This window comes from Cytobacillus sp. FSL W8-0315 (assembly GCF_038002905.1).
Taxonomy (GTDB): domain Bacteria; phylum Bacillota; class Bacilli; order Bacillales; family Cytobacillaceae; genus Cytobacillus; species Cytobacillus pseudoceanisediminis.
In genome coordinates, this window is the sequence record NZ_JBBOOC010000001.1 from 1787078 (window position 1) to 1803896 (window position 16819).

A 16819-nucleotide genomic window follows, 5' to 3' on the forward strand; every position below is an offset into this window, starting at 1 on the left:
CGATAGAATTGTACAAAGAAATTATTAGCAATAATGGGGTTAAAAAGATGCATTTTGGAGGTGCAAAGGAATGGCGAAAAAGAAAGAAATCATCGTCCCCCTCCTGCCGCTTCGAGGCTTGCTTGTTTATCCGACCATGGTTCTGCATTTGGATGTAGGCCGTGAGAAATCGGTTCAGGCCCTTGAAAAAGCAATGGTAGATGACCATTTAATTTTCTTAACAACACAAAAGGATATATCTATAGATGAACCATCAGAAGATGATCTATATAGAATGGGTACGCTAACACGTGTAAAGCAGATGCTCAAGCTTCCAAACGGTACCATCCGAGTTCTTGTTGAAGGGCTTAAGAGAGCGGAAATTATTGATTTTCAGGATGAAGCCGAACATTATTCTGTTAGTGTAAAGGTTTTTGAGGATCCTGAGACTAAGGACGTAGAAGATCAGGCATTGATGAGGACCATGCTTGAATATTTTGAGCAATACATAAAGGTATCGAAGAAGATTTCAGCCGAAACGTACTCCTCTGTAGCAGATATAGAAGAGCCGGGGCGCATGGCAGATATCATTTCTTCCCATTTGCCTTTAAAGCTTAAAGAAAAACAGGAAATTCTTGAAACCATAGATGTAAAAGAGCGGATGAACCAGGTTATTGAAATCATCCATAATGAAAAAGAAGTTCTGAACCTTGAAAAAAAGATTGGCCAGCGTGTGAAAAAATCGATGGAGAGAACGCAAAAGGAATATTATTTGCGTGAACAGATGAAGGCAATCCAAAAAGAGCTGGGGGATAAGGAAGGCAAGACAGGAGAAATAGCTGAGCTGACGGAAAAGATTGAAAATGCCGGCATGCCTGAGCATGTCGAGCTGACAGCTTTAAAAGAACTGGACCGCTATGAAAAAGTTCCATCCAGTTCAGCTGAAAGTGCAGTTATCCGCAACTATATCGAATGGCTTGTCACATTGCCATGGTCAAAGGCAACAGATGATGACCTGGATATCCTGAAGGCGGAAAGAATTCTGAATGAAGACCATCATGGCCTGGAAAAAGTTAAGGAACGGGTTCTGGAATACCTTGCAGTGCAAAAGCTGACGAATTCCCTTAAAGGGCCGATTCTTTGTCTTGCAGGCCCTCCTGGTGTCGGCAAAACAAGCCTTGCCCGTTCTATCGCGACATCGCTTAACCGCAATTTTGTCCGTGTATCACTCGGCGGAGTTCGGGACGAGTCTGAGATTCGCGGACATAGAAGAACTTATGTAGGTGCAATGCCTGGCCGCATCATTCAGGGCATGAAAAAGGCAGGTACGATTAACCCTGTGTTCCTGCTTGATGAAATCGACAAAATGTCTTCTGACTTCCGCGGGGATCCTTCATCTGCGATGCTGGAGGTTTTAGACCCCGAGCAGAACCATAATTTTAGTGATCATTACATTGAAGAAACATATGATCTTTCAAAGGTCATGTTTATAGCCACAGCCAACAATCTCGGGACGATTCCTGGTCCGCTGCTGGACAGAATGGAAGTTATCACGATTGCAGGCTATACAGAGCAGGAAAAGATTCATATAGCAAAAGACCACCTGCTGCCTAAACAAATTAAAGAACATGGTCTTTCCAAATCTCAGCTTCAGATTCGTGAAGATGGCCTTCAGAAGGTAGTCCGCTATTATACTCGTGAGGCAGGAGTCCGGGGCTTGGAGCGTCAGCTGGCTACTATCTGCAGGAAAACGGCTAAAATTATCGTATCCGGCGAAAAGAAGAAAGTGATTGTGAATGGTAAAAATACTGAGGAGTTTCTTGGAAAGCCAAAATACCGCTACGGTCAGGCTGAGCTTGAAGACCAGGTTGGTGTTGCTACAGGGCTGGCCTATACAACAGTTGGCGGCGACACCCTTCAGATAGAAGTATCCCTCTCTCCTGGAAAAGGGAAGCTTGTTCTTACAGGTAAACTTGGGGATGTCATGAAAGAGTCTGCTCAAGCGGCATTCAGTTATGTTCGTTCTAAAGCAAAGGAACTGGGAATTGATGAGAATTTCCATGAAAAGCATGACATTCACATTCATGTTCCAGAAGGTGCAGTCCCAAAAGATGGTCCATCTGCAGGGATTACTATTACAACCGCACTGGTTTCTGCGCTGTCTGGAAAGCCAATCCGTAAAGAAGTGGGAATGACAGGGGAAATCACTTTAAGAGGCCGAGTGCTTCCTATTGGCGGTTTGAAAGAAAAGTCTTTGAGCGCCCATCGGGCAGGATTGACTAAGATCATCCTCCCTAAAGATAATGAAAAAGACATAGAAGATATCCCTGAAAGCATCAGGGAAGAGCTTGATTTTGTTTTGGTATCACATGTGGACGAAGTCTTAAAACATGCCCTGAATGGCGGTGTCGAAGCATGAAAGTAACCAGCTCAGAAATCGTCATCAGTGCTGTTAAGCCTGATCAATACCCTGAAAGTGAATTGCCGGAATTCGCCCTTGCCGGCCGTTCCAACGTCGGCAAATCTTCATTCATTAATAAAATGCTTAATCGAAGGGGACTTGCAAGAATATCCTCTAAACCGGGGAAGACACAAACCCTGAATTTTTACCTTATTAACGAAATTCTTCACTTTGTTGATGTTCCAGGCTATGGATATGCTAAGGTATCCAAAAAGGAACGTGAAGCTTGGGGAAAGATGATAGAAACATACTTAACCAGCAGAGAGCAGTTAAAAGCAGTTGTGCTGATAGTTGATTTGCGCCATCCCCCTTCAAGTGACGATGTCATGATGTACGACTTTTTAAAGCATTATGATATTCCCTGTGTAGTGATTGCTACAAAAGCGGATAAAATACCTAAGTCCAAGTGGCAAAAACATATGAAAATCACGAAAGAAACCTTGGATATCGATCCGAATGATCAGATCATTATGTTTTCCTCCGAAACGGGTTATGGAAAAGACAAGGCCTGGTCTGCATTGAAAAGCTTTATGTAATTCAAAAAATCCCGCTGCATTGTGCAGCGGGATTTTTTGTGATTTCTCCATTTGGGTCTTTCGTCATAGAGAAGCTTTCAGTGCGATATTTTGCAGGGTGAAAGAATGGGATAATATGGATAATATTTTTGTCGAAGGGTGAGGAATCTGCAGAATACTGGAGGATAAGGAGTCATGTTGGAGTTCAAAGAGGGTAAGTTAATGAGAACAGCTTAAATTCTGTAATATCATTAATTATCATAAAATATGAATTTTGAGAATATTTTAAAATCATGATAGAGTTAAAGGGCATTTATAAAAGAGAGATACTGAAGGGGGAATTTAGACTAGTGAGACATTGGTTAAAAGGAATTATAGCAGCTGCTTTTGTATTGGTCCTGGCGGCATGCGGCGGATCAGAGGAAGCGTCTAAAAGCGGAATGGATCTAGTAAACGATGACAAATTTACGTATGCAGCTTCAGGAGAGTTCAAACCTTTTAGTTATACAAATGATGATGGAAGCATGAGCGGATTTGATATTGATGTGGCCGAAGCTGTAGCAAAAGAACTCGGGCTTGAGCCGGTTCAGAATAAATTTAAGTTTGGCGGTATTGTCGAAGGTGTGAAATCCGGCCGTTTTGATGCAGCGGTAGCCAGCCATACCATTACGGAAGAACGTTTGAAGGCAGTCAATTTTTCGACGCCATATTACTATTCTGGCCCGCAAATTTATGTGCGTCCAGACAGCAGCGTTGAAACGCTTGCTGACCTCAAAGGCATGGAAATAGCAGTATCGAAGGGTTCTACATATACTTCAAATGCAGAGGAGGCTACAGATAATATCCAGTTCTATGATAGTGATGTTGTAGCCCTGGAGGCCTTGAGCAAGGGAAAACATGATGCGGTCATCACAGACTTTGTAACAGGTAAAGAAGCGATTGGCGCCGGAATGAAAATCGAAGGCAAAGAGCTGCTGGGCCGCAGTGAGCAGGCAATTGCTGTTGCAAAGGATAATAAAGAGCTGCTCGAAAAAGTGAATGAAGCTCTTGAAACACTTCGAGAGAATGGAACACTCACAGAAATCAGCAAAAAATATATCGGTGAAGATATAACAGTTGATCCTGAGAAGGAATAACATTGCGGGCGGATGTGTGTCAAACATTCGCCTGTTTTGTTTTTTACACAAACTGAAATAGCCAACTGAAGGGGGATTTTTGTGGATTTGCTTACAAAGTTTATGGATACATATCCCGTATTTTTAAAGGGAATGCTCTTAACCTTTCAATTAACCATTGTAGCGGTGTTTATTGCTATTTTTATAGGATTGTTTTTTGCCTTTTTAAAGATTTCGAGAATTAAAGTTCTGGAATGGATTGCGGACATCTATATTTTCCTTGTAAGGGGAACGCCGCTTGTTGTTCAGATTTTCATCTTCTATTTCGGTTTGACAGCATTGGATATTTCACAGTTTTGGTCAGTTGTCCTTGGACTTGCTTTTCACAATGGTGCCTATATAGCCGAAATTTTCAGGGGCTCCATTCAATCCATCGACAAAGGACAAATGGAAGCAGGGCGTTCGCTGGGTATGACTGCTGGCCTTGCAATGAGAAGGATCATTCTGCCTCAGGCTTTCCGCCGGGCTATGCCGCCTCTTGGCAATCAATTTATCATTGCTTTGAAGGATTCATCACTTGCTTCCTTTATCGGCATGTACGAGCTCTTTAATGTGGCCACGACTTACGGTTCCAATGAATATGACTACATGAGTTATCTGCTGATCGTAGCTGTTTACTATTTAGTACTTGTACTTATTTTCTCTATCCTTGTAAATATGATTGAGAAAAGAATGGCAAGCAGTGATTAAGGGGGAATGAAGGCATGAGTGAATCGTATATGATTAAGGTGGAAAAATTGAACAAATCATTCGGGGATCTGCACGTACTAAAGGACATTGACATAACAGTAAAAGAAAGTGATGTTGTTTGCCTGATCGGTGCAAGCGGGTCCGGTAAAAGCACACTTCTCCGCTGCTTGAACTTTCTAGAATTAAAGGACAGCGGCAATATCATTTTTGAGGGCGAAAAGGTTGAAAAAGAAACACATGATCTAAATAAAGTAAGAGAAAAAGTAGGAATGGTTTTTCAGCATTTCCATTTATTTCCTCATATGACTGTTCTCGAAAATGTGATGGAAGCACCATTACATGTGAAAAGGCTTCCAAAGGATCAAGTAAAAAAAGATGCCCAGGACCTATTAAAAAAAGTAGGGCTTTCTGACAAGGAGAATGTATATCCATCAAAACTTTCGGGCGGACAAAAACAGCGTGTAGCCATTGCAAGAGCGCTGGCAATGAAACCCGATATCATGCTTTTTGATGAGCCGACATCGGCACTTGATCCGGAGCTTGTAGGGGAAGTGCTTTCCACAATGAAAGAGCTCGCCCTTGAAGGGATGACAATGGTCGTTGTCACCCATGAAATGGGCTTTGCAAGAGAAGTAGCAGACTGGGCTGTCTATATGCATGACGGTAGAATTGTAGAAGTGGGGCATCCGGAGGATTTGTTTAACAATCCAAAAGAACAAAGAACCAAAAATTTTCTCGATTCAGTACTCTAACCAGTTTGAATATAAAAAGACAGGGAAAAGTTTACTATCCCTGTCTTTATTTTTTTGCCCCAGCGCCTGCCCCCTCGAGGTCATAAGCCTGTCTAGTTGCGGCTCCCAGGGACGAAAGACTAGCCAAACCCTTCCAGACGGAAAGAACACTTCCGGCAGGGCTCGTCTTATGCTTGTCATCCCTGTGCAGTTGCCTTCACATTTTCGGTTTGTCTAGTTGCGGCTCCTAGGAACTCGGGGTCATAAGCCGTTTCCTTCCGGCAGGAAAAACGCCTTCTTACAGGAACCGTCTTATGCCTGTCGTCCCTGGGCAGTCGCCTCCACATTTCAAGCAATCCTCCCCAAAAGGCAAAGAATGCCTTTCCGTGAGTCTCGTCTTGTGCTTGCAGGGGGTGAGCAGTAAGGGAAAGCTTCCTTGGATGTTCTTCGCAGGAACAGGCGCTTTTGGCTTGCTCCGAAGATGCTTACGCTTTTACTTTTTCTTCACTAATAAAAAATATAATCCAATTAGCATTAAAAGAATTGGCCATAGCTGCCAAACATCAGAAACACCATTTTCCAGGAGCCCCATCCACTCTGCAACCCTGTCATAAAAAAGAAGCAATGCGGCAAGAATTAAAAATAAGATGCCCTGGAACAATCCTGCCCCTGTTTTCTGATGACGAAGGAGGAAGCCGAGAGCAATTATCAGAATAAATGTTCCGATATGATCCGGCCAAATTTCCAGGCGGTTCACCACATGAAAGTGAAGGCCAAATCCTGTTAAAATGACACCTGGCAATATGGAATCATAATCCCTTGCTCCATATCCCTGAATTAAAAAGGCTGCTCCGACGATAATGAGAAGGGTCGGCCAGGAATAGAACGGCTGTAAGGCAGTAAATCCGCTCTGCTGAAGGAAAAAGTAGGCTCCAAATCCGAGTAAAATAATTCCTGGAAAAACACGCTGATTTTTCATAAAAAACACCACTTCCAATAAGGTATACTTGAATCCGGCAAGTTTTTTTGTTACTGTACATAAGGGAGTATTTGTCTATTTAAGGATACCTATGACCAGGCTCCTGTTTAAAAAATATAGTACCATATGTGTTCAATATCTGTTCACATTTAAGCATTAATTGAAAAAATAGAAATGATATAATTAATATTAATGAACAAGGCAATAATTCTGGGGGTGTCAATTTCAATGCATATCTTGGTCGTCGGTCTAAACTATAAAACTGCCCCTGTTGAAATCCGTGAACGTCTAACCTTTAATCCTTCACAATTGGGCGAGGCAATGAAGACATTAAATGACAAAAAAAGCATTTTAGAGAATGTCATTCTGTCTACATGCAATCGGACCGAAATTTATGCAGTTGTGGACCAGCTTCATACTGGCCGCTATTATATAAAGGAATTTTTGGCAGAACATTTCAAAATGGATCAGAGTGAATTTTCTCCATTCCTATTTATTTATGAAGAGGATGGGGCCATTGAGCATCTATTCAAGGTAGCATGCGGCCTTAACTCCATGATCCTTGGCGAAACACAGATTTTAGGACAGGTAAGGACAAGTTTTCTGGAGGCTCAATCAGAAAATACAACCGGAACAGTTTTTAACCACTTGTTTAAGCAGGCAGTAACGCTCGCTAAGCGGGCACACTCTGAAACGGAGATAGGGGCAAATGCAGTTTCTGTCAGTTATGCAGCAGTGGAACTGGCTAAGAAGATTTTCGGATCCCTCCAAAATAAACATGTTCTTATTTTAGGAGCCGGTAAAATGGGGGAGCTGGCAATCCAAAACCTTCATGCCAACGGAGCCAGTAAAGTAACAGTTATTAACCGTACATTCGAAAAAGCGCAGGATCTCGCAAGCCGCTATGCGGGCCAGGCAAAAACATTGCATGAGCTTCAATGTGCCCTTGTTGAAGCAGATATTTTAATTAGTTCTACTGGGGCAAAAGAGTTTGTTGTCACGAAGGAAATGATGGCTTACGCAGAAAAAATGCGCAAAGGCAAGCCTCTATTTATGGTGGATATTGCTGTCCCAAGAGATCTGGATCCGAAACTGGCTGATCTGGACAGCGTTTTCCTATATGATATTGATGATCTTGAAGGCATTGTTGAAGCAAACCTTCAGGAGCGTAAAAAGGCAGCCGAGAAGATTCAGCTTATGATTGAAGGGGATATTGTTGAATTCAAGCAATGGCTGAACTTGCTTGGTGTTGTTCCGGTAATTTCCGCTTTGCGTGAGAAAGCACTGGCTATACAGAGTGAAACCATGACAAGCATTGAAAGAAAGCTGCCGCATTTGAGTGATCGTGATAAAAAAGTGCTGAACAAGCATACAAAGAGCATCATCAATCAGCTATTAAAAGATCCTATTTTACAAGCTAAAGAAATGGCTGGACAGAAAGATTCGGAACAGGCATTAGACTTATTTGTAAAAATCTTTAATATAGAAGAACTTGTTTCAGATCAGCAGAACGTGCCCGCAGCAGCCAAACCAAAGCACGCATTCGCTCAATCACCGCAGACTTCCTTTCAATCATAAAAGGGGTCCTGTCCATGTCTGACATCTATATGACACGGCTGCACGAATTAACGGTGGTTCTGTATGCCCTATGTGTCTTATTATATTTTATTGATTTTCTTCATCATAACCGGAAGGCGAATAGGATTGCCTTCTGGTTACTTGCATTTGTATGGGTGCTTCAAACGGTGTTCCTGATACTTTATATGATTAATACAGGAAGGTTTCCTGTATTGACCATTTTTGAGGGCCTATACTTTTATGCCTGGGTGCTTATCACTCTTTCTTTGGGAATTAACAGGCTGCTCAGAGTCGATTTTATCGTCTTTTTTACAAATGTTCTCGGCTTTATCATAATGGCGATCCATACATTCGCACCTGTGCAGATTGATTCGGCTGTCAAAGCACAGCAGCTCATATCAGAACTTCTGCTGATTCATATAACGGTTGCAATCCTTTCATATGGAGCGTTCTCGCTATCCTTCGTTTTTTCATTGCTTTATCTGATTCAATACGATTTGCTGAAAAGGAAAAAATGGGGAACGAGGCTGCTCCGGATAACAGATTTGTCAAAGCTTGAACATATGTCGTATGTATTAAATGTAATCGGTGTACCTATGCTGATGATAAGTTTAATTTTAGGTATCCAGTGGGCCTACATTAAATTGCCCCATATGGTCTGGTATGACTCAAAGGTGATCGGTTCTTTCATTGTCCTTGCTTTATATAGTATTTATCTCTATATGAAAGTTGGAAAGGGCCTATATGGAAAATCTTTAGCCCTCTGGAATTTGGCATCATTTTTAATTGTATTAATCAACTTCTTTTTATTTGGTAAACTTTCATCTTTCCATTTTTGGTATTCATAGAAAAGCGGAGGCGACTGTTCAGCCCCGACAAGCATAAGATGGGCTGTGGCGCGGCGCAGTTTGCCGCAGAGCAGACCAGCTTATGACCTCGAGGGGCTAGGAGCCGCAGCTGGACATAGTAAAGAAAAGCGGAGGCGACTGTTCAGCAGGAGCCATAGCTAGACATATTTGCAGGAGGCAGTCATGAGAAAAATTATCGTAGGTTCAAGACGAAGCAAGCTGGCACTAACTCAGACAAATTGGGTGATCAGCCAATTGAAAAGCATTGATCCATCCTTTGAGTTCGAGGTGAAGGAAATTGTCACTAAGGGTGATAAAATTCTTGATGTTACCCTTTCAAAGGTCGGAGGAAAAGGGTTGTTCGTAAAGGAAATAGAGCAGGCCATGCTTGATGAAGAAATAGATATGGCTGTACATAGCATGAAGGATATGCCCGCTGTTCTTCCGGCAGGGCTGACAATTGGCAGCATTCCTGAAAGAGAAGACCATCGGGATGCCCTTATCTCAAAAGGGCATATAAAACTGAATGACTTAAGGGAAGGATCTATTGTAGGAACAAGCAGCCTGCGCAGAGGGGCACAATTGCTGGCACAGCGTCCGGATCTGGAGATTAAGTGGATCAGAGGAAACATTGATACCAGATTATCTAAACTGGAAACGGAAGAATATGATGCGATTATTCTTGCAGCAGCAGGTCTCTCCCGAATGGGCTGGGCGGCTGATGTTGTTACAGAATTCCTGGAGCCGGAAGTTTGTGTGCCGGCTGTTGGCCAGGGGGCACTATCCATTGAGTGCCGTGAAAGTGATAAGGAGCTTCGTGCATTGCTGGATAAATTTACATGCTCTGAGACGAATCAGACTGTACGTGCAGAGCGTGCGTTCCTTCATAAAATGGAAGGCGGCTGCCAGGTTCCGATTGCAGGGTTTGCCACAATTAATGAAACGGGTGAAATGGAGTTAACCGGACTTGTAGGTTCCCCTGATGGAAAAGTGATTTATAAGGAGACCCTAGCAGGTTCTGATCCGGAAGAACTTGGTGTTAAGATGGCTGACATGCTAACCGAACAAGGGGCCAAAGAGCTGATTGACAGAGTGAAAGAGGAGCTTGACGGGCAATGAAACAGACTTCCCCTTTAGAAGGCATGACTGTTTTAGTGCCAAGAGGGAAAAAACAGGCTCACTCCTTTTCGGCTCTTATCCAAAGCTATGGGGGGATACCTGTTGAGATCCCCTTGATTGCTTTCGAGCCATTGCAGGATAAGGAAACTTTATATAAAACACATAAGCGGATTCAAACTTATGATTGGGTGATTTTCACAAGCGCGACAGCTGTGGACGCTTTTTTTGAAAATCTGAGTCAGGGCGGGCCTTTCCCTAACATAGCGGTTATCGGAGAGAAGACTAAGAAATTGCTTATGGATAAGGGATTAAAAGTGCAATTTATGCCTCGGGATTATGTTGCTGAAGGGTTTGTTGAGGATTTTTTGCCATTAGTAGAAGAAGGGATGAAAGTATTAATCCCCAAAGGGAATCTGGCGCGTGACTATATCGCAGCCTCCCTTTCGGAAAATGGTGCAGACGTTGATGAAATCATTGTTTATGAGACAACTTTTCCACGTGAAAGCATCGGTCTGTTAAAAAAACAGCTTTCAGGAAAAGGGTTAGATATTCTTGCTTTTACCAGCCCTTCCACAGTAGATCATTTTATAGGGGCTTTAAAGGAGCTTGGATATGAGAATGCTGTTAAAGACAGTGTGGTGGGCTGCATCGGGCCTGTGACTAGAGAACGCGCAAAGGCTTATGGGCTGCAGGTTCATGCGGTTCCTGAAGAATATACAGTACATAACATGCTTAAGAGCATTATTAGCTACTTGGCAGAAATCAGGAGGGAAAATTAATGGATCTTCAATTTAATAGACATAGACGCCTTCGCAAAAGTCCGAATATGAGAGCGCTTATCCGTGAGAACTTCTTGCGTACAGAGGATTTAATTTATCCAATTTTCGTGGCAGAAGGAGACGATATTAAAAGAGAAATCCCTTCGATGCCGGGAATATACAATTTGTCGCTTGATCACCTCGAAGAGGAAATGAATGAAGTTGTTTCTCTTGGAATAAAATCGGTGCTCTTATTTGGAATACCTAAAGAGAAAGATGCATGCGGGGAGCAGGCTTATCATGATCATGGGATCGTGCAGGAAGCTACAAGATTTATAAAAGCTAAATATCCGGAAATTATCGTAATTGCTGATACATGCCTTTGCGAGTATACCGATCATGGCCATTGCGGATTAATTGAAAATGGAGAAGTGCTGAACGATGCATCCCTTGAACTGCTTGTGCAGACAGCTGTCAGCCAGGCTAAAGCAGGAGCAGACATAATTGCCCCGTCAAATATGATGGATGGATTTACAGCAGCTATCCGGGCAGGTCTTGATGAAGCCGGATTTGAAGATATCCCGGTTATGTCTTATGCGGTTAAATATGCATCTGCATTCTATGGTCCTTTCCGTGATGCAGCTGACAGCACGCCGCAATTTGGCGACCGAAAAGCATATCAGATGGATCCTTCCAACCGCATGGAAGCCATGCGAGAAGCAGAATCTGACTTAATGGAAGGGGCAGACTTCCTGATTGTTAAACCGGGAATGCCTTATCTGGATATTGTTCGGGATGTGAAAAACAACATCAACCTGCCGATTGTGATTTATAATGTGAGCGGTGAATATTCAATGGTTAAAGCTGCTGCACAGAACGGCTGGATCGATGAACAGAAAATCGTCATGGAAATGCTCACAGGCATGAAGCGTGCAGGAAGTGATTTAATTATTACTTACCATGCGAAAGATGCGGCAAGGTGGATTAAGGAACAGGACTAATAATATGATGTCTTAGTAAGTCTTAGTAATTGAAAACTTCTTATTAAACGAAAAGAGGGATGACATGCGCTCTTACGAAAAATCTAACAAGGCTTTTAAAGAGGCAAGCGAATTGATGCCTGGGGGAGTAAACTCTCCTGTACGTGCATTTAAATCAGTTAATATGGACCCCATTTTTATGGAACGCGGACGAGGCTCTAAAATCTACGATATCGATGGAAATGAATATATCGATTATGTTTTGTCCTGGGGCCCATTAATCCTGGGACATACTAATGAACGTGTGGTCGAGGGTATTAAGAAAGTAGCTGAAATGGGGACAAGCTTTGGCGCTCCTACCGAAATCGAGAACGATCTTGCCAAGCTGGTCATTGAACGTGTGCCTTCCATTGAAGTAGTGCGAATGGTTTCTTCCGGAACAGAAGCTACTATGAGTGCCCTGAGGCTTGCTCGAGGATATACCGGCCGAAATAAAATCATGAAATTTGAAGGCTGCTATCATGGCCACGGCGATTCCCTTTTAATTAAAGCTGGTTCTGGTGTAGCAACTCTGGGGCTGCCTGACAGTCCGGGGGTTCCTGAAGGAGTTGCCAAAAATACAATTACCGTTCCTTACAATGACCTTGAAAGCGTAAGATATGCCTTTGAGCAATTCGGAGACGATATCGCAGGTGTGATTGTGGAACCGGTAGCTGGAAATATGGGTGTCGTTCCTCCTCAGCCAGGTTTCCTTGAAGGCTTAAGAGAAATTACAGAACAAAACGGCTCTCTGCTTATTTTTGATGAAGTAATGACTGGTTTCCGCGTCGGCTATAATTGTGCGCAGGGTTACTTTGGAGTGACACCGGATATTACATGTCTTGGAAAAGTTATTGGCGGTGGGCTCCCAGTCGGTGCATATGGCGGAAAAGCGGAAATTATGAAGCAGATTGCACCAAGCGGTCCAATTTACCAGGCAGGAACACTATCCGGAAACCCTCTTGCCATGACAGCAGGTTACGAGACATTAAGCCAGCTGACTCCACATTCCTACAAAGAATTCGAAAGAAAAGCAGACAGACTGGAAGAAGGGCTTAAAGCAGCTGCAGAAAAATATTATATCCCGCACACCATTAACCGTGCAGGTTCAATGATCGGTATATTCTTTACAAATGAAGATGTTATTAACTATGAAAAAGCCAAAACATCCAATCTGGAGTTCTTTGCAGAATACTACAGGGAAATGGCAAACCAGGGAGTCTTCCTGCCGCCATCCCAATTCGAAGGACTCTTCCTCTCAACTGCACACACTGATGAAGATATTGAAAAGACTATCCAGGCAGCGGAAAAGGCATTTTCAAAATTAAAATAAGCAAGACCTGACACTCATCGATTGATGGGTGTTTTTTTATGCCCTTGGAAATATAGTTATTAGAGCTTTTATCCATCGTTTGGGAGAAACCCCTTTCCTGTGGCTGGATTCAATAGACTGTGAAAATGCAAAATTTTTATTTTGCACGGTGTTGATTGGAGTGGAAGGCGCTAATCCCGCGAAAATGTATCCGCATTTTATTCGTGCGGTGTTGATTCAAGGAAGCTTATTTATTGTCCTGCGGGAGTAGCGTACAGGGAGACCCCACAGACGCATAGCGCCGAGGAGGCTCCCGGCAGCCCCGCAGGGAAGCTTGAGTGCCTGCAGCGGAAATCAACACTCATAGCAAACAGCCGCTAAAAAAGTCTTATCTAAGGAACTTTTTCTAAATTAATCTAAGATTCCCTTAGAGCGCTATTTTTCTAATCATAAAGTATCCTAATCCTTCATAGGATTGTTAATGACATAGTGATTAAACGTAAAGATTCGAAGGGAGGAGTCGCTTTGTCTCAGGGGAATCCATCGTGCTTACGATTTTCTTTAGAAGAATCAGTATGGTTTCAAAAAGGACAGGAAGTATCGGACCTGATTACCATCTCGTTAGACCCCAATATAACAATTCAGGAAAGCGATCAATATGTAACAATCCAGGGAGCACTTGAACTGGCAGGTGAGTATAGACGCAGCGATGAAGAAGCATCCGAGGAAGATCAAGAGGGTTTGGCAGTCACCAAATTCGTTCAGACAGTTGAAGAAAGAGGAGAAGGAGTTTGTGAATTCAAACACTATTTTCCTGTCGATATAACCATTCCGAATAATAGAATCCAAAGCATCTACGATATTGATGTTGCGGTAGAGTCCTTCGATTATGTTCTGCCGGAAAGAAGCTGTATGAAATTGACAGCTAATTTAACCATTACCGGATTATATGGTGATCAGCAGCATATTCCTGTTCAAGAATGGGAGGAAGAAGCGGAAGCTGAAACTGAAACGGAAGAATTAGAGATTCAGTACAGATCTTCTGAGGTGGCAGAGGAGACAGAGGAAGAAGAAATTATACAGCAGGAATGGCCGTCATATCAGCAAGAAGAACAGGACCTAGAGGAAGAGGAAGAAAGAGAGGAAGAAAGAGAGGAACAGGTATACTCGAGCGCCGAGGAAGATGTACGGGAAGAGGATCCGCAGGAAGAGCAGTCAGAAACCGATGAGGTTTTTATTCCATTTGAGGCAGAAGCAAGAAAGCAGCCTGAAGTGGAAGAGCAGGCCGTCATTAGACCTTCAGTGCCGGCGGCGCTCGAATTAAAACAAGAGCAGCCAGAAGAAGAAGAACAGACTCCGAAAACTGCACCGGAAATATCTTTTTCTTCTCAGCGCAATGAGGAGGAAGCACCGCCAACCGCACAGGAAATCTATCAAATGACGGAAGCATCCGAATCAGATAGTCCTTCCTTTGAAAAGAAGCCTGTTCAAGCGGCTGCACAGGAAACCCATGAGGAAACAGAGGAATCCTCATCCTCTTCAGAACAGGAGGCTAAGAAGAAGAAACTCTCCAAGAAGAAAAGCATGTCGTTAACAGAGTTCTTTGCCCGGAAGGAAGAGACAGAGGAACATGTTAAGCTCAAGGTTTGCATTGTGCAGAACGGCGACACAATTGATGCCATTGCTGAAAGGTATGATATACCAGCCCAGCAGCTATTACGGGTGAATCACCTTGAAATCAATCAGGATATTTATGAAGGGCAAGTGCTGTACATTCCTGTTGCGGTAGCCCATTAAATGGTTAAAAGGCTGAGCAGGTATTAATAACCCGCTCAGCTATTTTCGTTTAACCAATATATTTTAGAATAACATCATTTTTTCTCATTCTGGAAAGTGAGTGGTTAAGGTGGAAGAAAAAAATCGGCTGCGGAAAGTCTCCCCTATTTTAAATCATTATTCAATAGAGCCGCATTTTGTAGAGGAGTTTGGGAGAGTTCAGAAGGTATACAGCAGCAAAGGTGTATTTGCCTTGAAGAAAATAAAGCCTCAGCATGGAGCAGATTTTATAAGGCATGTACAAACCCTCTTTCAAAAAGGCTATAACAGAATTGTCCCTATTTACCCGACGGTGGATGGAAGATATGGGGTGCTCCATCAGAATGAATTATATTATTTAATGCCATGGATGCCTAATGAAGAAAAAGAGGATAGATTTGAGAGGCATCAGCAGATGCTGAGGGAATTGGCAAGACTGCATACATTGTCCTCGAGGGAAGTTCCTATAAACAAGGAAGACAGAACCGAACATTATGAAAAAACTTTGCAGGAATGGGAGAAAGAAAAGGAGTTCTTGGAGGGATTTATCGAAGCCTGTGAAAGAAAAGAGTATATGTCTCCTTTTGAGCTAATGTTTTCCCTATATTATCACGACGTCAGCCAGGGACTAAAATTCTCCACAAACAAATTTAAAGATTGGTATGAAAAAACAAAAGAAAGCGACAAAGCACGAACGGTAATCGTCCATGGGAAAGTTTCAACCGAGCATTTTCTTTACGATGATAGGGGATATGGGTACTTCACGAATTTCGAAAATGCAAGACAGGGGTCGCCGCTCCATGATATATTGCCGTTTTTATCAAGGACTCTGAAAACTTATCCAAAAAGATCAGAAGAATGTGTAGAGTGGATTTACACCTATATGAAATACTTTCCATTCAGAGACGATGAGATGCTGCTGTTTCAAAGCTACTTTGCTCATCCGGGTCCTATTATCAGGGCGGCCGAACAATATTATAAAGGGGAGAGTAAAAGGGGAGAAAGAAAGGCTGTCCAGCATTTGCAAAGGCAGTATTGGCTCTTGAAAAATATTGAATATGCTGTAATGAGAATCGATGAGATCGAGAGGCAAAAACAAGAAGCAAAAGCAGCTGCCGAAGCTCAAGCACAAGAAGGAGCCCAAAGCTAAAAGATGCGGGCTCCTAAACCAATTGAAGATGGAAAGCAATAGCAATCAGAATGAACAGCGATAGCAGCAGTACATCAAAGGTGGTAGGCAGCAAAATTGTTCTTATGCCTTGAAAAACACAGAACGGGATTATGAACTGTGCACATACATTCCTGAAAGTTCTTAACCAGGGAGGCAGTGTGTAAGGATTATATTTTCTTCTCATTGTCGCATGCCCCTTTCCCGAATGTTCATATGTATATTCTATGATTCATTTTTCGGTAAAGTGCCTATTTTCGTTTCTTTCCTGTATAACAGTATTTTAAAACTCCCCTAAAGAAGTCTTTTTCGGGCAAAATCATCATCACTTCGGTAGAAATAATGAATAATATATAAAAAACTCGGGTATCCTTATTGACTATAACAGTCTTTTTTCGGTAGTATATTTTATATATAAAATTGTATATCGATGCTAAGACAGGGAAGAGTACAATGGCGATTTGCCTTTTAGAGAGGAAAACCAGCAGCTGAAAGGTTATCCAGGCAAAACTGTTGGAAGGTCGCCCTAGAGCATCTTTTGCGAAAGGCTGCAGCCAAGTAGTAAAAGACGGGAAATCCGTTATCTGTTTAAGTGTCAATCTCTATAAGAATGTCTTTCCCTGATTTTCTTTAGTGATTGAAAAAAAGGTGGTACCGCGAAGCAAACTCCAT

Annotated in this window: 15 protein-coding genes and 1 other annotated feature (1 of these 16 only partly in view); of the genes, 13 read left to right on the forward strand and 2 right to left on the reverse strand. The window is 42.6% G+C overall.

Translation table 11 applies throughout. The features are described from left to right. Positions 1-70 precede the first annotated feature (70 nt). The 5 genes from lon to MKY20_RS09070 all read left to right on the forward strand — a co-directional run bounded on the left by lon (position 71) and on the right by MKY20_RS09070 (position 5572). The gene (gene lon, locus MKY20_RS09050) at positions 71-2398 is read left to right on the forward strand and encodes an endopeptidase La (RefSeq protein WP_009333165.1); all 2328 of its coding nucleotides are present in this window, start codon (positions 71-73) and stop codon (positions 2396-2398) included. After that, a complete protein-coding gene (gene yihA / locus MKY20_RS09055; protein ID WP_009333164.1) occupies positions 2395-2976 on the forward strand; it encodes a ribosome biogenesis GTP-binding protein YihA/YsxC in 582 nt (193 codons plus the stop codon). Before lon ends, yihA begins: the two co-directional genes overlap by 4 nt. A gap of 329 nt (positions 2977-3305) precedes the next feature. Next, entirely contained in the window at positions 3306-4091 is a 786-nt protein-coding gene (locus MKY20_RS09060) for a transporter substrate-binding domain-containing protein (protein WP_009333163.1), read from the forward strand. A gap of 102 nt (positions 4092-4193) precedes the next feature. Continuing rightward, a complete protein-coding gene (locus tag MKY20_RS09065; protein ID WP_175502145.1) occupies positions 4194-4820 on the forward strand; it encodes an amino acid ABC transporter permease in 627 nt (208 codons plus the stop codon). A gap of 14 nt (positions 4821-4834) precedes the next feature. Then, positions 4835-5572, forward strand: a complete 738-nt coding sequence (locus tag MKY20_RS09070; protein ID WP_284521627.1) for an amino acid ABC transporter ATP-binding protein — start codon at positions 4835-4837, stop codon at positions 5570-5572. A gap of 472 nt (positions 5573-6044) precedes the next feature. On the opposite strand, the gene MKY20_RS09075 is transcribed toward MKY20_RS09070, so the two are convergent. Continuing rightward, entirely contained in the window at positions 6045-6530 is a 486-nt protein-coding gene (locus tag MKY20_RS09075; RefSeq protein WP_009333160.1) for a LiaI-LiaF-like domain-containing protein, read from the reverse strand. A 228-nt stretch (positions 6531-6758) separates the two neighbouring features. Between MKY20_RS09075 and hemA the strand changes: the two genes are divergently transcribed. The 8 genes from hemA to ysxE all read left to right on the forward strand — a co-directional run bounded on the left by hemA (position 6759) and on the right by ysxE (position 16129). Then, positions 6759-8108, forward strand: a complete 1350-nt coding sequence (hemA, locus tag MKY20_RS09080; protein ID WP_009333158.1) for a glutamyl-tRNA reductase — start codon at positions 6759-6761, stop codon at positions 8106-8108. Between the two features lie 14 nt (positions 8109-8122). Next, on the forward strand, positions 8123-8956 hold the full coding sequence (locus MKY20_RS09085; protein ID WP_009333156.1) for a cytochrome c biogenesis protein: 834 nt from the start codon (positions 8123-8125) through the stop codon (positions 8954-8956). A gap of 183 nt (positions 8957-9139) precedes the next feature. Further along, the gene (gene hemC, locus MKY20_RS09090) at positions 9140-10075 is read left to right on the forward strand and encodes a hydroxymethylbilane synthase (protein WP_251175111.1); all 936 of its coding nucleotides are present in this window, start codon (positions 9140-9142) and stop codon (positions 10073-10075) included. Beyond that, positions 10072-10854, forward strand: coding sequence for a uroporphyrinogen-III synthase (locus tag MKY20_RS09095; protein ID WP_251175112.1), 783 nt, complete (start codon positions 10072-10074; stop codon positions 10852-10854). Before hemC ends, MKY20_RS09095 begins: the two co-directional genes overlap by 4 nt. Next, on the forward strand, positions 10854-11834 hold the full coding sequence (gene hemB / locus MKY20_RS09100) for a porphobilinogen synthase (protein WP_009333151.1): 981 nt from the start codon (positions 10854-10856) through the stop codon (positions 11832-11834). The genes MKY20_RS09095 and hemB overlap by 1 nt, the downstream gene beginning before the upstream one ends. A 64-nt stretch (positions 11835-11898) precedes the next feature. Continuing rightward, complete coding sequence (gene hemL / locus MKY20_RS09105) at positions 11899-13185, forward strand: glutamate-1-semialdehyde 2,1-aminomutase (protein ID WP_251175113.1); 1287 nt, start codon at positions 11899-11901, stop codon at positions 13183-13185. Between the two features lie 504 nt (positions 13186-13689). Beyond that, the gene (spoVID, locus tag MKY20_RS09110) at positions 13690-14961 is read left to right on the forward strand and encodes a stage VI sporulation protein D (RefSeq protein ID WP_251266941.1); all 1272 of its coding nucleotides are present in this window, start codon (positions 13690-13692) and stop codon (positions 14959-14961) included. 109 nt (positions 14962-15070) lie between these two features. Beyond that, positions 15071-16129 (forward strand): spore coat protein YsxE, encoded by a 1059-nt coding sequence (ysxE, locus tag MKY20_RS09115; RefSeq protein ID WP_009333146.1) that lies wholly within the window; start codon positions 15071-15073, stop codon positions 16127-16129. A 13-nt stretch (positions 16130-16142) separates the two neighbouring features. Here ysxE and MKY20_RS09120 read toward each other — a convergent pair whose 3' ends face one another. Continuing rightward, on the reverse strand, positions 16143-16334 hold the full coding sequence (locus MKY20_RS09120) for a hypothetical protein (protein ID WP_019380294.1): 192 nt from the start codon (positions 16332-16334) through the stop codon (positions 16143-16145). Positions 16335-16573: 239 nt separating this feature from the next. After that, positions 16574-16819, forward strand: a binding site (T-box leader); it runs 11 nt beyond the window's last position.

What these genes read in the sequence shown, in the direction of transcription:
- yihA (WP_009333164.1), top strand. Translation starts at nt 2,395, where the DNA reads ATGAAAGTAACCAGCTCAGAAATCGTCATCAGTGCTGTTAAGCCTGAT.
- hemA (WP_009333158.1), top strand. Translation starts at nt 6,759, where the DNA reads ATGCATATCTTGGTCGTCGGTCTAAACTATAAAACTGCCCCTGTTGAA.
- MKY20_RS09085 (WP_009333156.1), top strand. Translation starts at nt 8,123, where the DNA reads ATGTCTGACATCTATATGACACGGCTGCACGAATTAACGGTGGTTCTG.
- lon (WP_009333165.1), top strand. Translation starts at nt 71, where the DNA reads ATGGCGAAAAAGAAAGAAATCATCGTCCCCCTCCTGCCGCTTCGAGGC.
- MKY20_RS09095 (WP_251175112.1), top strand. Translation starts at nt 10,072, where the DNA reads ATGAAACAGACTTCCCCTTTAGAAGGCATGACTGTTTTAGTGCCAAGA.
- hemB (WP_009333151.1), top strand. Translation starts at nt 10,854, where the DNA reads ATGGATCTTCAATTTAATAGACATAGACGCCTTCGCAAAAGTCCGAAT.
- MKY20_RS09120 (WP_019380294.1), bottom strand. Translation starts at nt 16,334, where the DNA reads ATGAGAAGAAAATATAATCCTTACACACTGCCTCCCTGGTTAAGAACT.
- hemL (WP_251175113.1), top strand. Translation starts at nt 11,899, where the DNA reads ATGCGCTCTTACGAAAAATCTAACAAGGCTTTTAAAGAGGCAAGCGAA.
- MKY20_RS09070 (WP_284521627.1), top strand. Translation starts at nt 4,835, where the DNA reads ATGAGTGAATCGTATATGATTAAGGTGGAAAAATTGAACAAATCATTC.
- MKY20_RS09075 (WP_009333160.1), bottom strand. Translation starts at nt 6,530, where the DNA reads ATGAAAAATCAGCGTGTTTTTCCAGGAATTATTTTACTCGGATTTGGA.
- MKY20_RS09065 (WP_175502145.1), top strand. Translation starts at nt 4,194, where the DNA reads ATGGATACATATCCCGTATTTTTAAAGGGAATGCTCTTAACCTTTCAA.
- hemC (WP_251175111.1), top strand. Translation starts at nt 9,140, where the DNA reads ATGAGAAAAATTATCGTAGGTTCAAGACGAAGCAAGCTGGCACTAACT.